Below are 21,135 nucleotides of genomic sequence, written 5' to 3'. Positions count from 1 at the left end.
AATAGAAATACAGGCAAAGTACACTGAGATACATACACAGAAAGGCGGGAGGTTTCCCGCCTTATGTGTTTGGGTGGCGGCTTCCGCCACCTTACATGGAGAACAAAAGGAATGAACGAATTGAAGGATGACAACGCTCAGAAGGGCAAAGGACGAAAGAGCGGCGAACCAGAAGAGAGAGGGCATTTGACGCCTGTTAAAAAGAAAAGGTGGCTGGCGGTGCTGCTTGTGGCAACCGCTGCGGTATGCGTGACAATCGGATTGATCGTATGGAACGTGCAGGCGGCGGCGCCTGCGCCGCAGCCTGTAAGGGAAGCAGACGCTGTGCCAACGCCGTCAGAATCGTCTGCTGCCAGCGCATCTGCAACGCCCACTGAGCCGCAGATGCTCCCTTCCATGAAAAAGCTGTACGACCAGAACAGCGATATCGCAGGCTGGATCAAAATAGAGGGGACGAAGGTGGATTACCCTGTGATGTATACGCCGCAGGACGGGGAATACTACCTGTACCGGAATTTTGAGAAGGAGGAGGATCCGACGAAGGAAGGATGTATCTTCATAGATAAGAACTGCACGGTAGAGCCGCGGAGCACGAACCTGCTGATCCATGGTCACAACATGAAAAACGGGACGATGTTCCACACGCTGCTGGATTACAGGGAAGAGGAGTTCTATCAGGAACACAAACGGATACGGTTTGACACATTGTACAGCGAGGACGAATATGAGATAGCGGCGGTGTTCCTGACAAAGATCTACAATAAAGACGAAACGGACGTGTTTAAGTTCTACCAGTTCTACGATGCAAAGAACGAAGAAGAGTTTGATGGGTTCATAAGCAACTGCAAGGAGAAGGAATTGTACGAAACAGGCGTAACGCCGGAGTATGGGGACGAGCTGATTACGCTGTCTACGTGCGAATATTCAACGGACAACGGGCGTATCGTTGTCGTTGCAAGGAAGGTTACGGATGCGGATGAGCTGGTTTTCTCAGGCGATGCTGCATCATCCCCGGCAGACGCCGTGATTGGCTCCGGAGAGGTGGAGGTCTGAAAATAAGAACCGGTTGCTTTTATCAGGAAAGCGCCGGTTCTTTTTTATTTGCGGTAGGAGATTGTCAATACTGCAAGGCTGTGATATCTTTAAATAGATATATTTATTAGAGAGATAAAATTATGAAAGCACTTGTATATTCCAATGGAAAAACTGAACTCACAGACCGCCCTGTACCGGCGCTTAGAAGCCCGCAGGATGCGGTTGTGAGAGTGACGCTGTCAACAATATGTACCAGCGATTTACACGTCATACACGGCGCTGTGCCGCGTGCAAAGGACGATATCGTTCTGGGGCATGAATTTGTGGGGGAAATTGTAGCGTGCGGCGCACAGGTGAAAGGCCTGAAACCGGGAGACCGAGTCGCTGCAAACTGTATTACCTTTTGTGGAGATTGCTGGTTTTGCAGGCGGGGATTCATCAACAACTGCGAGCAGGGCGGCTGGGAGCTTGGCTGCCGTATCGATGGATGCCAGGCGGAATATGTGCGCGTTCCCTTTGCGGAAATGGGGCTTACCAAAATTCCTGATGCAGTGACGGATAAAAACGCCTTGCTTCTTGGAGACATTCTGTCGAGCGGATATTTTGGTGCGGAGCTTTGTGAAATAAAACCGGGGGATACTGTCGCGGTAATCGGCGCGGGCCCTGTTGGTATGTGTGCGATGATGTGCGCAGGGCTTTTTGGCGCGGCAAAGATTATTGCCATAGAACCGGATGCTTACCGGCTGGAGGTTGCCTTAAAGGAAGGACTTTGCGATGTCGGAATCAATCCGGCGAATGAGGATGCGGAGCAAAGGGTGGGAGAAATAACGGACGGACGCGGCGCGGACAGTGTCATTGAAGCGGCGGGCGCGAAGGATACGTTTGAAATGGCATGGAAAATCGCGCGCCCCAATGCGGTTGTTGCGCTTGTGGCAATGTATGAGGAGGCGCAAACGCTGCCGCTTCCCAATATGTATGGAAAAAACCTGACGTTTAAAACCGGCGGCGTGGACGCGGTGCACTGCGCGCGGTTGATGAAGCTGATTGAAGCGGGGAGGCTGAATACGGATTTTTTGCTGACGCACACAGCCCCGCTCAACGATATCGCTGAAGGCTATCGTGTTTTTGAGAAAAAACAGGATCATTGCATGAAATGGGCTATAACGCCCTATGAGTATAATAAGTAAGGAAGTGGTTATTGATGAAGGACGAGATGTCAGGCTACCGTAAACGCATTGTTGGAGGAATGATCATCTATGGGATTTTTTCTCTGGGAATCATTCCGGTGTTTACATTGATCATGGGAGCAAGGGACAATGTGCTGACGGTGTCGATGTCGGCGATGGGAAGTACAAGCGTCAGCATTCATTTGCTTTTTATTGTATGGACGATTGTATTTTGCGGTTACTTTTCGAGTTTCATGGGTTACCTTTTGATGCTCACCAAAAATACGCGCTCCAAAATTCGTGGATTTGTTACATTTGCGACGGCAATATTGATTTTTGGAAATATAGTACCCTTCCTGCCTGAAACATTTCCTGCCTTTGCCTGGCTGCATAACTTCTGCGCACAGATATCGTCGATTTCTCTGGCTGTTACCCTGATGCTTTTTGCACTTACATTGCGGAATTATTATTCGATTTTATTTAAAAAAGCGTTGATTTTTGTTTTGATTATCTGGGTTGTGCTGATTGCCCTGATGGGGATGCTTGGAACAACGGCCCTTACGGAGATGACGGGAATCATCCTTGCGGGTATCTTTTTGTTTTCAGTCCTTGTGTGGCTTTACAAGGAGGATGCTTTTGATCCGGTGCAGTCTTTAAAGGAAAGCGATGCGCTGGAAGCCGGCGAGGAGGCAAAGCGGCTTGAGAAGAAAGCGGCGGCGGCAAAGAAGGAATACCTTGCGCTGGAAGCGAAAGCAAGAAAAGCGCGGATTGAAGCGGACGAGGCTTCTAAAAAATTAAAGCATCAAAGAACCTGAACAGGGAAAGGCGGTAAAACGAATGAAGCTGATTTCATGGAACGTAAACGGACTGCGCGCAGCGGTTGGAAAAGGATTTCTGGAATATCTGGAAGGAAGCGGTGCGGATATCCTTTGTGTGCAGGAAACAAAAATGCAAAAGGGACAGGCTGTTTTCGATTTCAAGGGCTATGACGAATATTGGAACAGTGCCGAAAGAAAAGGGTATTCCGGAACGGCGGTGTTCAGCAAAATAAAACCCGAATCAGTTTCATATGATTTTGATATTGAGGAGCATTCCACCGAAGGGCGGGTGATCACGCTTGAACTTCCTGACTTTTATCTGGTGAACGTCTATACGCCAAATTCACAGGAGGGGCTTAAGAGACTCGATTACCGTATGAAATGGGAGGATGATTTTCGTGCGTACCTTCTCTCCCTGAACAAAAAGAAGGGTGTGATCGTCTGTGGTGATTTGAATGTTGCACATACGGAGATCGACCTCAAAAATCCAAAGTCGAATGTGAAAAATGCGGGGTTTACGCCGCAGGAACGTGAAAAGATGACAGAGCTACTTGACGCGGGCTTTATCGATTCCTTCCGGTATTTACATCCGGGGGAAACAGGGCGGTATTCCTGGTGGTCGTACCGGTTTAACGCACGCGCAAACAATGCGGGATGGCGTATCGATTATTTTCTGGTGTCGGAAGATATGAAGGACAGGATCGTAGACGCGGAAATCTATTCTGACGTTTTGGGCAGCGACCATTGCCCGGTTGGGCTTGTCATCAAATAAGCAGAAAATGAAAAAGAGCCGTTATGGCTCTTTTTTAAATAAAAAGGCTCCCATATAGTATGGAGGGAGCCAGAGGTTGATTGATCTATGTAAACGCCGGAGGCGGTGTTTTTTGACTACCCCGGCGGGGTGGAGCTTTGTTTGCCGGAGTAGAATTTGTATAATATAAAGATAACAGCCTTTCATGAAATGGAGATGAATGAATTTTTAAGAAATTGTAAATAAAAGCATCGGAAACTAAGATTTATTTGCAGTAGGGTTTATTTAATATAATAATGCAAAAGGAGCGGGAATCAATGAGCAGAATGCCTTACCATATACATGTTTTTCCTTACCGCAAAAGAGGAGATGCGTATGAATACGCGATTTTCCAACGGTCAGACCTGCCGCAAATATGGCAGGGAATCAGCGGAGGGGGCGAATCCGGAGAAACGATCGAGCAGAGCGCCCTGCGTGAGTGCAGGGAGGAAGGAGGTATTACAGCCCCCGGCCCACTTTACCGGCTTGACAGCATAAGCTGTATGCGCAGCACGGTTTTTCCGGAATGGACGCCTGTCTGGGGAAAAGATATCGTAGTGCTGCCCATGTATTTCTTTGGAATGCCATACGATGGTAACATTACATTATCCGACGAACATCTTCGTTTTGGCTGGATGGACTACGGCAAGGCAAATCTCATGGTGCGGATGCCGGATCAGAATACGGCGCTTTGGGAGCTGAATGAACGCCTGAAACGCAATAACTTGGATCGTTAAGAGACTTTTAAGAAAGTGTTCAGCAGCCTGTAAAACACTCTCGAAAATATCGCGGTATAATTGAGAAAGTAAATCAGGAGGAAGAGCACTATGAGTGAGAAGAAAAAATCGTTGAAGGTAATTGTTTGTATTCTTGTGATCACACTTTCCGTCGGGATATTGTGCAGCTGTGCGCCAATGTACAGCAGGGTGGGGGAACTGATGCAGTCTGCGGTGGAAGTGAAGGACCGCGTAGTGCAGGAGGTTACGGAGCACAGCGACGAATGGCGCAATGAAATCCATCTGGGTAATACGCAGAGCGCTATTGCGGAAGCGGCGGAATCGGCAATGAACGGCTGGATGGACGAAGAAAGCTGGCTGGAGAAATATGGGGCCTATGGCCTCAGCTATGATGAACAGACAGGCACATGGTGGTATGATGGAAAGCCCCTGGCGGCGTTGTACGACGAAAGCGACTCTATCTGGACAAATGGGTTTTATTCTGAGATCGGAGTGCTGCTTATCGCGGAGCGCGACGCAGACGGCAATATTGCGGCGCTTACTCCGGTAACCGCGCAAGAATTTGAGCAGATAAGCGGCGTAGCTGGTATGGACGAATCGAGTGAGGAGCGTGCGGAGAAACTTGGATTTACATTCTATAAGGAAGACAGGAATGTGAAGGGGATGGACAAAAAAGGATTTGTCGCGCTTGAAAACGAACTGAAAGCAAAGTACCGCAACGAAGATGCGGTGGTACAGCTTAATGATTACGTCTTCCTGTTTGATAAAGATGAAGAATTGCGTTTGAGCGCGTTTTGCAGCAGCGGAGCAAACCGGTATGGAGTAAAGGTGTCGGCTGATTGCGCGATTGCGGACGAAATGGATATTACGCAGTTGGATGAAGAGAAAACGGAGAAAATTATTTTCGATGTTTTAAACGCAAGGCAGCAAAAGAACGAACGGGAAGTAAAGGATGAAATCGCAAAGGCGGTTGCCGGAGCGTACGGAGTCAGCGAAAAATATATCCAAGTGGATGTAGCGGAAATGGATTAAGGCAAAAAAACGGCGGTCTTTCAGGCCGCCGTTTTGTATGTAATGGTACTTCCGTCAGTAAAGACGGCGATATCCCCGTTTTGGTCGGTACGCAGAATAGGAATCTGCATTCCACCGAGCATATCGATGGTTTCCGTATGCGGGTGGCCGTAGTCATTATCTTTACCGCAGGTGATGATCGCAAGCTGTGGCGTGGTAACGTCGAGGAAGGCCTGCGTCGTTGCATTGGAAGAGCCATGGTGTCCAACCTTTAATACGTCGATATCCATTTGATCGGAATAGTTTGACAGCATATCGGAAATCGCGGCTTTTTCGGCATCCCCCTCAAACAGGAATTTCGTATCGCCGTATTGCGCCAGCAGTACGATACTGGAATTATTTGCATCGCCATAATCCTTGTTCTGCGGATTGAGCGCTGTGAAATGAACGCCGCCCACAGAGAATTGATATCCTGCGGTTACATTGACTGCGTGGATATCCTTTTGTTCGATCACGTCGATCATAGATTCATACGTTTTGGTGGTGGCGGTAAAATCTGTCATATAAATCGTTGAGACCGGCACGCCGGAAAGCACCGCAGCCATGGAACCGATGTGGTCTGCGTGGGGATGGGTAGCGACCACGCCGTCGAGCTTTTCAATGCCCAGTAAATGAAGCGTATCCAGAATTTGCTGCGAGTCGTCGTTATCCGCGGCGTCGATCAGAATGGCATGGCCGTCCGGCGTGCGAAGCACCATACTGTCTGAATTCCCTGTATCCATTACGTAAAGCAACAGCTTATCGCTGTCCTCCGGGGCCACAAGTGATGATACGGACTGCGCTGAGGAAGAATGTCCATAACTGATTGTGTTGTTCCAGATTTGTTTCAGGTTGCTGATAAAATCGCCTTGCGTCCCAAACGCAAAAACCAGGATAATGCCAATCACGCATAATACAGCGATCAACGCCCCTGCGGCGCTCTTTTTATTTTTCCGTCTTGCCATCCGTGTCTCCTTGCATAATTCCTATGAACGATTATACTATAATAGAACGAAATGTAAAACCGGGCAGAGGAAAAACGGAGAAAGAATTTATGGGAAGTGCTAAAAAACGTGTGATTGTAGGAATGTCCGGCGGTGTTGATTCGGCGGTATCGGCATTGCTTTTGAAGGAACAGGGATATGACGTAGTAGGCGTATTCATGAAAAACTGGGACGACAGTGCTGATGATGTGGAATGCCCGGCTGCCGCAGATTATGAAGATGTGCGCTCAGTGTGCGACCAGATCGGGATTCCATATTATACGGTTAATTTTGAGAATGAGTATTGGGAGCGTGTGTTCCAATATTTCCTTGCGGAATATAAACGCGGGCGGACGCCAAACCCGGATGTACTGTGCAACAAGGAAATCAAATTTGCAGCGTTTCTTGATTTTGCAAAAAAGGCGGGCGCGGATTATCTTGCCACCGGGCACTATGCGCGGCTTGAAAGCAGTAAGGGTATTACTTATCTGAAAAAGGGCCTTGACGCCGGAAAGGATCAAAGCTATTTTCTTTGTATGCTTTCCCAGAACCAGATCGAGCGGGCCATGTTTCCGATCGGCGGGATGCAGAAGGCGGATGTCCGCGCGCTGGCAGACAGAGCGGGGCTTTCCGTAGCGAAGAAAAAAGATTCGACAGGGATATGCTTTATCGGCGAGCGAAAGTTTAAACAGTTTTTGCAGACTTACCTTCCGGCAAGCCCGGGTGACATGAAGACGGTGGAGGGCGAAGTTGTCGGTCGGCACGACGGACTGATGTACTACACGCTGGGACAGCGGCGCGGCCTTAATATTGGAGGAAGCAAGGACGGCACGGGAGAGCGGTGGTTTGTAGTCGAGAAGGATATGCAGAATAATATTCTTTATGTTTCACAGGGGGCGGAGTCGGAATTGCTTTATTCGCGCGCGCTTGTGATGAGCGGCATGAATTTTATATCGGGCGGCGGGGAAAGAAAAAGCTTTGAGTGCGGCGCAAAGGTGCGTTACCGTCAGCCGGACCAGAAGGGCCGGGCGGAAAAGCTGGGAGAAGCTTTATACCGCGTGGAATTTGAAGAAAAGCAACGTGCGGTTACACCCGGGCAGTACTGTGTTCTGTATGACGGGGATATTTGCCTTGGCGGTGGCGTGATCGACGAGGTTATATTTTAAAGGTTATCCTGGGCGGCGGTTGCCGCCCGTTTTTGTCTGGCAAATTTTGTGACAAAATGTGAATATGACGTCAGGTGTCAGTTTACTAGTATATAATAGATTCAAAAAACGGAGACAGGAGAATATCATATGATTGAATTACCGGAAAGCGCCGTGTTTGCAAAACAACTGACAGAGACCATAAAAGGGAAAAAAATCAGCAAAGTGGTTGCGGGGAAAAGCCCGCATGGTTTTGCTTTCTTTTGCGGGGACCCACAGGGCTACGATGCGTTGCTCAGCGCAAAGACCGTTGGAGAAACAAAGGCCTACGGCGGCCATTTTGAAATAGAGATCGAGGATTGCCGCCTTGATTTTAATGACGGCATCAATTTACGCTTCCTCCAGCCGGGGGAAAAAGAACCTGCAAAGCATCAGCTGTATATCCTGTTTGACGATGGCAGCGCTTTGGTTGCAAAGGTACAGATGTATGGAGCGATGTCCGCTTTCCGTGCGGGAGAGAACCAAAATCCTTATTACCTTGTGGCAAGGGAAAAAGTTTCACCGCTTGAGGAGGCCTTTGACGTGGACTATTTCAGGCAGCTTCTTGCGGAGGTGGATCAAAAGAAAACCTCAGCGAAGGCTTTTCTTGCGACACAGCAGCGGATACCGGGGGTGGGAAACGGCGTTGCGCAGGATATTCTATGGACGGCGCGCATCCATCCGAAGAAAAAGCTGGCAGATTTTACCGGACAGGAGATTGCGGAGCTATATATGGCCGTTAAAAATATTCTTGCCGATATGGCGGAAAAAGGGGGAAGGGATACGGAAAAAGACCTCTTTGGGAATCCGGGCGGTTATCAGACCGTTATGAGTAAAAATAATAAGGAAATGATCTGTCCTGCATGCGGCGGCGCGATCAAAAAGGAAGCGTACCTTGGTGGAAATATCTATTATTGTCCTGTATGCCAGGCACTTTAAGAGGGAGCTATGCGCAACAACCGTCTATTTGAGATCATTTACATATTGCTTGACAGGCAAAAGGTGACTGCAAAGGAGCTTGCTGAAAAGTTTGAGGTATCTGTACGCACGATTTACCGCGATATCGATTCGCTGAGCTTTTCCGGTATACCGGTATATGCCATGAAGGGAAAGGGCGGCGGGATCGCGCTGATGGATGATTTTGTGCTGCAAAAATCACTGCTTACTGATCAGGAGAGGAACCAGATTATGATTGGGCTGCAAAGCCTGCAAGCAACGCAATATCCTGAGACAGGAGATGTGATTTCAAAACTGAACGCTGTTTTTCGTCAGGAAAAATTTGACTGGATCGAGGTTGATTTTTCGGACTGGGGTAAGGCGGAAAAGGATAAATTTAACTTATTAAAAAAAGCGGTTCTTGAAAAACGGGCAATATCCTTTCAATATTTTGGCGGGGACGGGAAAAAGACAGAGCGCAGTGTGGAGCCGTTGCGACTGCTCTATAAAGGAAAGGCCTGGTACGTCCAGGGGTTCTGCAGGCAGAGGGAAGACTATCGTATTTTTAAGCTTTCGCGTATGAAAAATCTTAATATGCTGCATGAAAAATTTGAACGGAAGGAAGCAATGCCACCGATTGAGGCAAAAACAGACGCACCGCAAAAATGTGTCCGGATCACACTTTTTATCGACGCGTGCATGGCCTACCGCGTATACGATGAATTCGACGAGCAGAATATTCGCAAATGTGGCGAAGGCTTTGAGGCAGAGCTGGTTGTGCCCGAGGATGAATGGGTATACGGATATATTTTGTCTTTTGGAGAAAATGCGCAGGTGCTGCAACCCGAACGAATTAAAAATATGGTCAGGGAGCGTCTGCAAAAAACGTTGGAGCAATATTTATAATATGCCATTCGATGTCAGGTTATGGGTGTTATCCTGATAACAGATCAAATGATGAAGGAGAATGGTAAAATGGAATATGAAATTGTAACGTTAAATGATAAGTTTGTGCAGGGAGTGGAAATCAGGACGGAAAACGCAAACGGGAAAGGTGCGATGGATATTGGGATGCTATGGCAGGATTTCCTCGCGAACGGTAAACAGGAATTGATCAAAAACCGGATAGGCCAAAACTGTATCGGACTCTATACGGATTATGAAGGCGATTATACCAAACCCTATTCTTATCTGGCAGGGTGTGAGGTATCAGGAGAAAATGAAAACAGCGTTTTTCCGGTAAAAAAAATATACGCAGGAAAATACGCAAGGTTTGTTGCGAAGGGAGATTTGCAACAGGCAGTTCAGGAAATATGGAACGCGGTCTGGAGCCTTCCGCTCGACAGAAGTTACCAAAGTGACTTTGAGGATTATTTGCAGGGCGACGGCGGACAGGAAATACATATTTATATTGGGATCAAATAAGGGGAGCATATGGACGTTATCAAAGTAGCTGAAAATAATATTGAACATGAGCATATATGCTGTGCGATTTCCGATCAAAAAAGCGCCGGGGCGAAAAAGGAATGGATGAAGGGCTGTTTTGGCGATGGTTATGAATTCCGTAAGCTTGAAGGCCGGGGAAAAGCGTTTGTTGAATTTGTTCCGGCGGAAAACGCATGGGCGCCGGTTGAAGCAGATGGGTATCTGTTCATCGACTGTTTTTGGGTTGCGGGAGCCCATGCAAAGCAGGGATATGGAACGGCGCTTCTTGCAGAATGTATTAATGAAGCAAAGCGGCTTGGAAGGAAAGGGCTTGTGGCAGTCTCTTCCGACAAGAAACGTCCGTTTCTTTCCGATCCCAGGTTTTTGATAAAAAAAGGGTTTATAGTAGCAGACAGCGCCCCACCATATTTCAGGCTTCTGTATCTCCCGTTCGATGAAAATGCGGAAGTGCCAAAATTCAGGCAAAATGCAAAGAATGGAAACATTCAGGAGCAGGGTATTGTGATCTACTACACAGATCATTGCCCGTGGAATATCAAGTATATACCCTTGCTGGAGAAAATTGCAGAGGAAAGGAACGCGCCTCTTACAGTCAGGAAGATCGAGAATAAGACAGAAGCGCAGAATGCTCCTTCGCCATTTTCCACTTATTCAGTTTATTATAATGGAGAATTTTTGACGAACGAGATGTTCAGCGGTAAAAAATTTATCAAATTCCTGGACGAAAAGGGCTTCTAATAGAATGGAACTGATATCCGCAAAAACAATCCTGGCACGTGGCAAAACAAGCGAATGGTTCGGCGCCGACTATAATATGAATCTGTACCGCGGCTGCTGCCATGGCTGTATCTACTGCGACAGCAGGAGCGATTGCTATCAAGTGGAGGACTTCGACAGGGTGCGGCTGAAAAAGAACGCGCTTCAAATTCTGGAATCCGAGCTGCGAAAAAAGAGGCGTAAGGGTGTCGTTGGGATTGGCGCGATGTCAGATACCTATAACCCTTTCGAGAGAAAGCTGAATATCACGCGTGGCGCGCTTAAACTGCTCGAGCGGTTCGGATTCGGCGTATCACTTGAAACAAAAAGCAGCTTGGTGGAACGGGATGCGGATATTCTCCGGAACATTACAGGCAGAGGCTCTGCGATCATTAAGCTTACGATTACAACAGCAGACGATGCGCTTGCGCGTAAGATTGAGCCGAATGTATGTCCATCCTCGGAACGGTTTATGGCGGTAAAGAAGCTTGCGGATGCGGGAATCTTTACAGGGGTATTGTTTACACCGGTTCTTCCGTATATCACAGACACGGAAACGAACGTCAGGGAAATTGTCCGCAGGTCGGCCGGAAATGGGGCGCGATTTGTTTATTCAATTTTTGGAGTGACGTTGCGCGATAACCAGAGGGATTACTATTATGAACAGTTGGAGCATAGATTTCCGGGACTCAAAAAACAATATATGAGGCGGTATGCAAACAGGTACAACTGCAGTCCTCCAAACGTACGGAGGTTATATGAAGTCTTCAAAATGGAATGCGAAAAGGAAGGACTGCTGTACCGCATGGAGGATATCATATCCGCATATAAGAAACCGGAAGAAAAAACAGAACAACTCAGTCTCTTTTAAATAGAAAAAAGAAACTCAAAATGTTGTGGTAAGCCTTATGGAAAGCACAAGATAAAGCGCGCAGACAGCGCGTTTTTTGATGCCCAAAAAATACCTTTCAAAAACTCAAAAAAAAATTAAAAAAGGAGTTGACATGGGGGAGGGAGTTTGGTATTATAAATAAGCCGCAAAAAACGCGGCGAACCTTGAAAAAACAATACAGTACCAAGAACGAAAAGAAAATGCTTGAAAGCGGAGCCTGATCAATTGATTAGTTAAAAACGTTCCGAAAGGGATGTTAAGATTTTAATTAAGAGTTTGATCCTGGCTCAGGACGAACGCTGGCGGCGTGCTTAACACATGCAAGTCGAACGAAGTTGCTCTTTGGGAAGCCCTCGGGTGGAACTGTGAGTATACTTAGTGGCGGACGGGTGAGTAACGCGTGAGCAATCTGCCCTGCAATGGGGGACAACAGTTGGAAACGACTGCTAATACCGCATAAGACCACGAAACCGCATGGTTTAGAGGTAAAAGGATTCATTCGATGCAGGATGAGCTCGCGTCCCATTAGATAGTTGGTGAGGTAACGGCCCACCAAGTCAACGATGGGTAGCCGACCTGAGAGGGTGATCGGCCACATTGGAACTGAGAAACGGTCCAAACTCCTACGGGAGGCAGCAGTGGGGAATATTGGGCAATGGGGGAAACCCTGACCCAGCAACGCCGCGTGAAGGAAGAAGGCCTTCGGGTTGTAAACTTTTGTCCTATGGGACGAAAAAAATGACGGTACCATAGGAGGAAGCTCCGGCTAACTACGTGCCAGCAGCCGCGGTAATACGTAGGGAGCAAGCGTTGTCCGGAATTACTGGGCGTAAAGGGTGCGTAGGTGGCCATGTAAGTCAGGTGTGAAAGACCGGGGCTCAACCCCGGGGTTGCACTTGAAACTGTGTGGCTTGAGTACAGGAGAGGGAAGTGGAATTCCTAGTGTAGCGGTGAAATGCGTAGATATTAGGAGGAACACCAGTGGCGAAGGCGACTTTCTGGACTGTAACTGACACTGAGGCACGAAAGCGTGGGGAGCAAACAGGATTAGATACCCTGGTAGTCCACGCCGTAAACGATGGATACTAGGTGTGGGGGGCGATAGTCCTCCGTGCCGAAGCTAACGCATTAAGTATCCCGCCTGGGGAGTACGATCGCAAGGTTGAAACTCAAAGGAATTGACGGGGGCCCGCACAAGCAGCGGAGCATGTGGTTTAATTCGAAGCAACGCGAAGAACCTTACCAAGGCTTGACATCCTCTGACGCATATAGAGATATATGTTCCCTTCGGGGCAGAGAGACAGGTGGTGCATGGTTGTCGTCAGCTCGTGTCGTGAGATGTTGGGTTAAGTCCCGCAACGAGCGCAACCCTTGTTGCTAGTTGCCAGCACGTAAAGGTGGGAACTCTAGTGAGACTGCCGGGGACAACTCGGAGGAAGGTGGGGACGACGTCAAATCATCATGCCCCTTATGTCTTGGGCTACACACGTGCTACAATGGCCGGTACAAAGGGCAGCGACCTCGTAAGAGTAAGCGAATCTCAAAAAGCCGGCCCCAGTTCGGATTGTGGGCTGCAACCCGCCCACATGAAGTCGGAGTTGCTAGTAATCGCGAATCAGCATGTCGCGGTGAATGCGTTCCCGGGCCTTGTACACACCGCCCGTCACACCACGGAAGTTGGGAGCACCCGAAGCCAGTGGCTTAACCGTAAGGAGAGAGCTGTCGAAGGTGAGATCAATGACTGGGGTGAAGTCGTAACAAGGTAGCCGTATCGGAAGGTGCGGCTGGATCACCTCCTTTCTAGGGTGTAAGAAGAAAAGACGATGAGGACAAAGTGAGTAGAGGATTTTCTTTTCGGTACTGTTGTTTTTAAGGGAAAAGAACTGCATACAAGCCTTTTAGAGCACATACAGAGATGTATGTGATTTAAAATGGGGGTGTAGCTCAGCTGGGAGAGCACCTGCCTTGCAAGCAGGGGGTCAGCGGTTCGATTCCGCTCATCTCCACCAAGAGTGGGAAAGCGGGAGACACCGAATGCAATAACAAAATGGGCTCATAGCTCAGCAGGTTAGAGCACACGCCTGATAAGCGTGAGGTCGGTGGTTCGAGTCCACTTGAGCCCACCATGCGTTTTGTCCGGAGAGGGCAGCGCATCAAAGCACATTGAAAACTGAATAGTAGAGAAAACGAAAAGAGAAGCGAAAAGATATCAAACAAACTAATCTGCAAAGATGCGGTTTGCCCGGCGAAGAAATGAGCCGGAGGCAAAGCGTGAAAAAGGGTAAGATATAATTTTGCGAGAGTCTTAGGAAAAGAATCAAGAAAAGACGAAAGATCAAGCTATAAAGAGCACAGGGTGAATGCCTTGGCATCAAGAACCGATGAAGGACGTGTCAAGCTGCGAAAAGCTGCGGGGAGTTGCAAGCAAACATTGATCCGCAGATGTCCGAATGAGGGAACTCAGCATCTTTAACAGGATGTTACCATATACTGAATTCATAGGTATATGGGGGGAACCCGGTGAACTGAAACATCTAAGTAGCCGGAGGAAAGGAAAACAAAAGTGATTCTCCTAGTAGCGGCGAGCGAACGGGGAAGAGGCCAAACCGGAAGTCTTCGGACATCCGGGGTTGTGGACCCATATAATCGATCTGACGAATATAGTTGAATAGCATTGGAAAGTGCAGCCAAAGAGGGTAAAAGCCCCGTAAACGAAATACGAGTTAGCGAGATGGGCACCAGAGTACCACGGGACACGTGAAACCCCGTGGGAAGCCGGGAGGACCACCTTCCAAGCCTAAATATTCCTTGATGACCGATAGAGAAATAGTACCGTGAGGGAAAGGTGAAAAGCACCCCGGGAGGGGAGTGAAAGAGAACCTGAAACCTTGTGCTTACAAGCAGTGGGGGCACTATTAGAAAGTGTGACCACGTACTTTTTGTAGAACGGGCCAGCGAGTTACGGTATGCAGCGAGGTTAAGTGACTGGAGTCACGGAGCCGAAGGGAGACCGAGTCTTAATAGGGCGTTAAGTTGCATGCTGTAGACCCGAAACCGGGCGACCTACCCATGAGCAGGTTGAAGCGGTGGTAAAACACCGTGGAGGACCGAACCACACGTATGTTGAAAAATGCGGGGATGACTTGTGGGTAGCGGAGAAATTCCAATCGAGCTCGGAGATAGCTGGTTCTCCTCGAAATAGCTTTAGGGCTAGCCTCGAGTGAAGATATATGGGGGTAGAGCACTGAATGGGCTAAGGGGCTTCACGGCTTACTGAACCTTATCAAACTCCGAATACCATATATTACCTACTCGGGAGTCAGACAGCGTGAGATAAGTTTCGTTGTCGAAAGGGAAACAGCCCAGATCATCAACTAAGGTCCCAAAGTGTAAGTTAAGTGGAAAAGGATGTGGAATTGCAGAGACAACTAGGATGTTGGCTCAGAAGCAGCCACTCATTTAAAGAGTGCGTAACAGCTCACTAGTCGAGTGATTGTGCGCCGAAAATGTCCGGGGCTAAAACTTACCACCGAAGTTATGGGTGCGCAGTAATGCGCGCGGTAGAGGAGCATCGTATACGGGCAGAAGCTGTACCGAGAGGAGCAGTGGACTGTATACGAGAGAGAATGCTGGCATAAGTAGCGAGAGTGAGGTGAGAATCCTCACCGTCGAAAGCCTAAGGTTTCCTGGGGAAGGCTCGTCCGCCCAGGGTAAGTCGGGACCTAAGCCGAGGACAGTATAGTCGTAGGCGATGGACAACAGGTTGATATTCCTGTACTACCGACTGGTCGTTTGACTGACGCAGTGACACAGGAGGATAGCAGAAGCGGGCTGATGGTAGAGCCCGTCTAAGCACTGAGGTTTGCAAGGTAGTGAAGTACGCCTTGCTTTAAGACTGAGGTGTGATGGGGACAGAAAATAAGTATGGAAGTCTGTGAATCCACACTGGCGAGAAAAGCTGCTAGGAAGACCAGTAGGTACCCGTACCGCAAACCGACACAGGTAGGCGAGGAGAGAATCCTAAGACGATCGGGAGAAGCATTGTTAAGGAACTCGGCAAAATGACTCCGTAACTTCGGGATAAGGAGTGCCTAGTAAAATAGGTCGCAGTGAATAGGCCCAAGCGACTGTTTAGCAAAAACACAGGTCTGTGCGAAATCGAGAGATGATGTATACGGGCTGACGCCTGCCCAGTGCTGGAAGGTTAAGGGGAATTGTTAGCGCAAGCGAAGCAAGGAACTTAAGCCCCAGTGAACGGCGGCCGTAACTATAACGGTCCTAAGGTAGCGAAATTCCTTGTCGGGTAAGTTCCGACCCGCACGAATGGCGTAACGACTTGGGCACTGTCTCAACAATGTACCCGGCGAAATTGTAGTATGAGTGAAGATGCTCATTACCCGCGATAGGACGGAAAGACCCCGTAGAGCTTTACTGCAACTTGGCATTGGATTTTGGTATTAGATGTACAGGATAGGTGGGAGACTGAGAAGCGATGACGCCAGTTGTCGCAGAGTCACTGTTGGGATACCACCCTTCTAATACTAGGATTCTAACTTAAGGCCGTGAACCGGCTTAAGGACAGTACCAGGTGGGCAGTTTGACTGGGGCGGTCGCCTCCGAAAGAGTAACGGAGGCGCCCAAAGGTTTCCTCAGAATGGTCGGAAATCATTCATTAGAGTGCAAATGCATAAGGGAGCTTGACTGCGAGAGAGACATCTCGAGCAGGGACGAAAGTCGGGATTAGTGATCCGGCGGTATGAGAGTGGAATTGCCGTCGCTCAACGGATAAAAGCTACCTCGGGGATAACAGGCTTATCTCCCCCAAGAGTCCACATCGACGGGGAGGTTTGGCACCTCGATGTCGGCTCGTCGCATCCTGGGGCTGAAGCAGGTCCCAAGGGTTTGGCTGTTCGCCAATTAAAGCGGCACGCGAGCTGGGTTCAGAACGTCGTGAGACAGTTCGGTCCCTATCCATCGTGGGCGCAGGAAGTTTGAGTGGAGCTGTCCTTAGTACGAGAGGACCGGGATGGACGTACCAATGGTGTACCAGTTGTTCTGCCAAGAGCATCGCTGGGTAGCTACGTACGGACGGGATAAACGCTGAAGGCATCTAAGCGTGAAGCCCCCCACAAGATAAGACTTCCCATCCTTTATGGAGTAAGGCCCCTTGTAGACTACAAGGTTGATAGGCTGGAGGTGTAAGTGCAGCAATGTATTAAGCTGACCAGTACTAATAGGCCGAGGGCTTGATCAACATTATGTTGATACACAGTCATATGATATGTTTAACTAAGACTTTTATCTCTTTACAATATTTCTACTATTTAGTTTTCAATGTGCTTGAATGAATGCGATGCAGTGCATTCTTAAAACAAGTTTATAAAATTTCCGGTGGCGACGCTGTGAGTATGAGGTGATAACAAGCCGAAGGCGCAGTTAGAGCCCATAGCGAATGTGTTTCGTACTTGACAGCCGGAAAGAAGCAGGAAGCATAGCGACCTGTACAATTAAATAGTTTATAAAATTTCCGGTGGCGATAGCTAGAGGGATCCACCTGTTCCCATTCCGAACACAGAAGTTAAGCCTCTATACGCCCAAAGTACTTGGCTGGTGACGGCCCGGGAGGATAGGTAGCTGCCGGATTCCATTTTTCAATATCCTATGTGAGGGGTCCTTTTGCTTAATGCTTAAGGGCTTTTTACTTTGCATCAAAAAACCGTCTGCCTAGTAGCAGACGGTTTCTCTGTTTGATACTTTAGGTTTCACATTCAAATATGGTATCCGTGTCTTTGCATAAATGCTGCACGGCGCTTCTGCCAGTCGATACGGCAACTGGTACGCCGCCCGGGGCCTGCATCCGTTGCCCTGCGAAGTAAAGCCCGGATAGGGACTCTGATTTTAGTGGATAGTTGGCCTGCGGTTTATTCGCTTCCATGATCGTCATCCACGAACCTTTATAGGTGCTGCAATAGCGTTCGTAGGTAAGCGGAGTAGCGACATCCCATGTAACGAATTTCCCCCGCATTTGAGGAAAGCGTTTTGCAAGGCGGTCCATCACTGCCTCTGCAAGCTGTTGCTTTTTGGCGGTATAGGTGCCATCCAGCCTGGCTTGTTCCCAATAATGGTAAGTCTCATCACCGGCAATCAGTACGCTTGTAAGCGGGGTACATCCCTTCGGCGCATAACCTTCAAAATTGGCATAATTGTTGATACCCAAAAAGGACACCTGTTCGCCTGCAAAATCAATCGTTTCGTCAAGTGGAAACAAATAGTTTTCAGGCAGGCCGGAAAGATCGGTTTCGACGCCAAACGATAAAAAGGTATTCAGTACAGGTTTTGTCACGCTGCGCATTTTGTCTGCCCAGGCTTCGTGAAACGGAACTGCGAACAGGTGCTCCACTGCGCTCAAGGCATCGGCAGTAATGATTACGGCATCTGTGGCGAGCTCTTCGCCATCTACAAGAACGCCTGTCACCACCCCATTCTTTGTGACGACTTGCGCTGCGTGTTTTTTATATTGGATTTTCCCACCCAATCCGGTAAAACAATCCGCCATGCGCTGTGCCATTGCAAGGGAACCGCCTTTTGGATAACCAGCGTCGCCGACTGACAGGCCGGCAAGCGTAAACAAAATTGAATTTGCAGCAAATTCACCGCTGCCCACAACATTTTTGAGCAAAATACGAATTCCAGGGTGCTTAAATTGAGCAACGTATTCCGCAGCTGATATTTTTGACAACGCCTTCATACGCGGCATTACGGACATCATAGAGAAAAGCATTGAAAGAGGCGGAGCGCTTTTGTGCTTCACCCGTACACCCTTTATGTCCATGACAGGCATACTCATTTTACCGAACTTACGGATGTCTTTGCACAGGGAACGAATTGAGTCTGTATCCTGGGGTGAAACAGAGAGTAAATGCTGCTCCAGTCTATTGACGTCGCGGTATAAGCATATCTGCTGATCTCCATCCAGATAGGTCAGGAAGGGATCGCGATTGTAGATGTGGGTATCGCTTGTAAGAGCACCGGTTTCGCGCCATAAACGATTAAGCGGTGCCTCGGCGGAAGAACCGACCAGCCAGTGCAAGCCGCCTTCAAACAGGTAACCGTCGCGTTTCCAACTGGTGGAGTTGCCTCCTGGGATCGTATGCTGCTCAAGGATTGTGACGTCAAACCCACTGCGGCGCGCATAAACGCCTGCGGAAAGTCCGGCGATCCCGCCGCCAATGATGATTACTTTTTTCATGATTTTCTCCTTATAATATCAACGATCCATTCGCTTTGCGGACAAGGCATACCATAGAGCGCAACAGCCTCTGCAGCGCCTTGTATCGCAGTCCAATATGCGACAGAAAGCGCCAATGGATCGCCGTCGCGTATCGTTCTTTCTTTTTGACCTGCGATCATAACAGGGACAGATGCTTCATAGTAATTGACTTTCTGGATCATTTTTTGAATATATTCGGGCGTAGCCTCGCTGGAAAACGCCTGATTCATAAGGACAAACATTTTTGCGACAAAGGGTTCCTGCACAATAGCAGAGAAGATTTGCGAACACATTTGTTCAAAAAACGTAAGGGGCGGCAGTCCGTTAAGCTGTGTCATCATAGATTCGGGACCGCTCATACCGATTTTTATCAGTTCCTCATACAGGTTTTCTTTGGAGGAAAAATAATGGAACAGCAACCCGACACTCATTCCCACCGCCTGCGAAATATCGCTTATTTTTGTCGCGGTATATCCCTTTCGAATAAAAAGGTCGAGGGCTGTGCCTAAAATCTGTGTTCGACGCTGCTGCTTTTGTTCCTCTCGTTTACTCATATATTGAATGCCCGTTCATTGAATTATAATTCAATAATATAATTTCCCACGTAGAATGTCAATATAAAAAAACACCGGAGCATATATCGCTCCGGTGCATGGTAATTGTATTGGTTTAAAATTCAACAGATGCCGTTTCATCCTGTGAAAGCTGTTCGGTTGTATCCATTGCGGGTACTTCAATGTCCTTTTCATCTGCAGCAGCATCCTGTTCGTCCTGTGATTCGATTTCCATGTTTTCCTCTACAGGCGGTGCTGTCGCAGCAACGGGAGCCTCACAAACGGCTTCGAACGACATGGACTGAACTTCTTCTTCAGGGGCCTGTTCGCTCGCTTCCTCTGCAATCGTTCCTGCGGGGAGCCATTGCGTACCGTCCTGAACCATTCCGGACACGTACGAGATGTCTTTGTCCCTGAGGCCGGAAACGCTGGTCGACTGGTGAGAGCCATTGTAGCTATGTGTTTTTTGGCTTTCAAACCATGTACCGTTCTGATAGACCATCCATGCCTCCCAACGGTTACCGCTGTCAAGGCCAGATGCTTCTGACGCATATACAACTGCAGCGCGGCTGTCGCCATCTTTTACGAAATATACCTGATAATACAGGTCTTTGTCCTGGCAGTAAGCGCCCTGAGACTGCACGTTGCTGTCAACGGTCAGCGGAAAGCTGTAATATTTTCCCATCAACTCTGCGAGCTTAGCGCGGAATGTGTCGTTGGAAAAGTTGTTGTTGTTGATTCCGAGATATTCCTGGCGTTCTGCATTCGTTTCACATTTGTTGTATCCGTCAATCACTCTTTCAGCATATCCCAATGTGATATCAAGGTTCGTACCTGTAATTTTATCGTCATCGTCGGGAGTCACGGACGGCTCTGGAGTTACGGACGGCTCAGGAGTCACGGACGGCTCGGGAGTGGGAGTTACGGACGGCTCAGGAGTCACGGACGGCTCGGGAGTCACGGACGGCTCGGGAGTTACGGACGGCTCAGGAGCCACGGACGGCTCAGGAGCCACGGACGGCTCAGGAGCCACGGACGGCTCGGGAATTACAGACGGCTCAGGAGTCACGGACGGCTCGGGAATTACAGACGGCTCAGGAGCAGGAACGACGGTCGGAGCGGCAACAGGCACGGTTTCAGCGTTGTTATCTGTATTTACTGCATTATTTGTGACTGCAGATGCAACAGGCGCAGTTTCGGGAACATCCTGTGTCGAATCCACATCAGCATCTTCACCCGTCAGGGAGGAAGGATCAGCCAACGGAACATTCGGTTCGCTGATATTAACTGTTTCCGGTATGGTATTATTTCCGGCACTGCCGACTGTAACAGAACCCATACAAAGAGTCAGGCACAAAACCATTGCCACTACGATAATTGTTTTTTTCTTTTTTCCATTCTTCTTTGTCTGATTCATAATCTATATACCATCCTGTTAATTTCTTTCTATGTCATTATCATACCAGCCAGCGGTCACAAAAGCGGTCACAAAATAATACCGTACCGGAATTATTTAAA

16 protein-coding genes, 2 tRNA genes and 3 rRNA genes are annotated in these 21,135 nt (G+C 48.5%); 17 read left to right on the top strand and 4 right to left on the bottom strand.

Going from position 1 to position 21,135, the window contains the following annotated elements; all coding sequences use genetic code 11:
• Nucleotides 1-111 precede the first annotated feature (111 nt).
• The 6 genes from CHK_RS15580 to CHK_RS04575 all read left to right on the top strand — a co-directional run bounded on the left by CHK_RS15580 (nucleotide 112) and on the right by CHK_RS04575 (nucleotide 5,578).
• A complete protein-coding gene (locus CHK_RS15580) occupies nucleotides 112-1,053 on the top strand; it encodes a class B sortase (RefSeq protein WP_052740325.1) in 942 nt (313 codons plus the stop codon).
• A gap of 122 nt (nucleotides 1,054-1,175) precedes the next feature.
• Nucleotides 1,176-2,222, top strand: a complete 1,047-nt coding sequence (locus tag CHK_RS04595) for an alcohol dehydrogenase (protein WP_046442832.1) — start codon at nucleotides 1,176-1,178, stop codon at nucleotides 2,220-2,222.
• 14 nt (nucleotides 2,223-2,236) lie between these two features.
• On the top strand, nucleotides 2,237-3,016 hold the full coding sequence (locus CHK_RS04590; RefSeq protein ID WP_046442831.1) for a hypothetical protein: 780 nt from the start codon (nucleotides 2,237-2,239) through the stop codon (nucleotides 3,014-3,016).
• Nucleotides 3,017-3,038: 22 nt separating this feature from the next.
• Nucleotides 3,039-3,791, top strand: a complete 753-nt coding sequence (locus tag CHK_RS04585) for an exodeoxyribonuclease III (RefSeq protein ID WP_046442830.1) — start codon at nucleotides 3,039-3,041, stop codon at nucleotides 3,789-3,791.
• Between the two features lie 296 nt (nucleotides 3,792-4,087).
• The gene (locus tag CHK_RS04580; protein ID WP_046442829.1) at nucleotides 4,088-4,546 is read left to right on the top strand and encodes an NUDIX domain-containing protein; all 459 of its coding nucleotides are present in this window, start codon (nucleotides 4,088-4,090) and stop codon (nucleotides 4,544-4,546) included.
• A 90-nt stretch (nucleotides 4,547-4,636) separates the two neighbouring features.
• Nucleotides 4,637-5,578 carry a hypothetical protein gene (locus CHK_RS04575; protein WP_046442828.1) on the top strand — a complete coding sequence of 314 codons (942 nt, stop codon included), beginning with the start codon at nucleotides 4,637-4,639 and terminating at the stop codon, nucleotides 5,576-5,578.
• Between the two features lie 20 nt (nucleotides 5,579-5,598).
• Here the strand turns inward: CHK_RS04575 and CHK_RS04570 are convergent, their stop codons facing one another.
• Nucleotides 5,599-6,561 carry a ComEC/Rec2 family competence protein gene (locus tag CHK_RS04570; RefSeq protein ID WP_052740323.1) on the bottom strand — a complete coding sequence of 321 codons (963 nt, stop codon included), beginning with the start codon at nucleotides 6,559-6,561 and terminating at the stop codon, nucleotides 5,599-5,601.
• Between the two features lie 89 nt (nucleotides 6,562-6,650).
• Between CHK_RS04570 and mnmA the strand changes: the two genes are divergently transcribed.
• The 11 genes from mnmA to rrf all read left to right on the top strand — a co-directional run bounded on the left by mnmA (nucleotide 6,651) and on the right by rrf (nucleotide 17,436).
• Nucleotides 6,651-7,745 carry a tRNA 2-thiouridine(34) synthase MnmA gene (mnmA, locus tag CHK_RS04565; protein WP_046442827.1) on the top strand — a complete coding sequence of 365 codons (1,095 nt, stop codon included), beginning with the start codon at nucleotides 6,651-6,653 and terminating at the stop codon, nucleotides 7,743-7,745.
• 129 nt (nucleotides 7,746-7,874) lie between these two features.
• Nucleotides 7,875-8,702: a formamidopyrimidine-DNA glycosylase gene (locus tag CHK_RS04560; protein WP_046442826.1), complete on the top strand. Its 828-nt coding sequence runs from the start codon at nucleotides 7,875-7,877 to the stop codon at nucleotides 8,700-8,702.
• 9 nt (nucleotides 8,703-8,711) lie between these two features.
• On the top strand, nucleotides 8,712-9,605 hold the full coding sequence (locus tag CHK_RS04555; protein WP_046442825.1) for a helix-turn-helix transcriptional regulator: 894 nt from the start codon (nucleotides 8,712-8,714) through the stop codon (nucleotides 9,603-9,605).
• Nucleotides 9,606-9,674: 69 nt separating this feature from the next.
• Nucleotides 9,675-10,124: a GyrI-like domain-containing protein gene (locus CHK_RS04550; protein WP_046442824.1), complete on the top strand. Its 450-nt coding sequence runs from the start codon at nucleotides 9,675-9,677 to the stop codon at nucleotides 10,122-10,124.
• Nucleotides 10,125-10,133: 9 nt separating this feature from the next.
• Nucleotides 10,134-10,883: an N-acetyltransferase gene (locus tag CHK_RS04545; RefSeq protein WP_046442823.1), complete on the top strand. Its 750-nt coding sequence runs from the start codon at nucleotides 10,134-10,136 to the stop codon at nucleotides 10,881-10,883.
• A gap of 4 nt (nucleotides 10,884-10,887) precedes the next feature.
• Nucleotides 10,888-11,772: an SPL family radical SAM protein gene (locus CHK_RS04540; protein ID WP_046442822.1), complete on the top strand. Its 885-nt coding sequence runs from the start codon at nucleotides 10,888-10,890 to the stop codon at nucleotides 11,770-11,772.
• 285 nt (nucleotides 11,773-12,057) lie between these two features.
• Nucleotides 12,058-13,593: ribosomal RNA gene (locus tag CHK_RS04535) — 16S ribosomal RNA — on the top strand.
• A gap of 133 nt (nucleotides 13,594-13,726) precedes the next feature.
• Nucleotides 13,727-13,802, top strand: a tRNA-Ala gene (locus CHK_RS04530).
• 40 nt (nucleotides 13,803-13,842) lie between these two features.
• Nucleotides 13,843-13,919 (top strand) — tRNA-Ile (locus CHK_RS04525).
• A 207-nt stretch (nucleotides 13,920-14,126) separates the two neighbouring features.
• Nucleotides 14,127-17,047, top strand: a 23S ribosomal RNA gene (locus tag CHK_RS04520).
• A gap of 272 nt (nucleotides 17,048-17,319) precedes the next feature.
• Nucleotides 17,320-17,436: ribosomal RNA gene (rrf, locus tag CHK_RS04515) — 5S ribosomal RNA — on the top strand.
• The 16S, 23S and 5S rRNA genes sit together here with 2 tRNA genes alongside, the layout of an rRNA operon.
• Before the next feature lie 112 nt (nucleotides 17,437-17,548).
• On the opposite strand, the gene CHK_RS04510 is transcribed toward rrf, so the two are convergent.
• From CHK_RS04510 to CHK_RS16565, 3 genes are all read right to left on the bottom strand, one after another.
• A complete protein-coding gene (locus CHK_RS04510; protein ID WP_046442821.1) occupies nucleotides 17,549-19,042 on the bottom strand; it encodes a phytoene desaturase family protein in 1,494 nt (497 codons plus the stop codon).
• A complete protein-coding gene (locus tag CHK_RS04505; RefSeq protein WP_046442820.1) occupies nucleotides 19,039-19,617 on the bottom strand; it encodes a TetR/AcrR family transcriptional regulator in 579 nt (192 codons plus the stop codon). Before CHK_RS04505 ends, CHK_RS04510 begins: the two co-directional genes overlap by 4 nt.
• Nucleotides 19,618-19,732: 115 nt before the next feature.
• A complete protein-coding gene (locus CHK_RS16565) occupies nucleotides 19,733-21,034 on the bottom strand; it encodes a hypothetical protein (protein WP_052740321.1) in 1,302 nt (433 codons plus the stop codon).
• Nucleotides 21,035-21,135: the final 101 nt, after the last annotated feature.

The sequence above is a fragment of the Christensenella hongkongensis genome, from assembly GCF_000981035.1.
GTDB lineage: Bacteria > Bacillota > Clostridia > Christensenellales > Christensenellaceae > Christensenella > Christensenella hongkongensis.
Note: the sequence above shows the minus strand (reverse complement) of the source record. Positions and strands in the feature narration are given on the sequence as shown.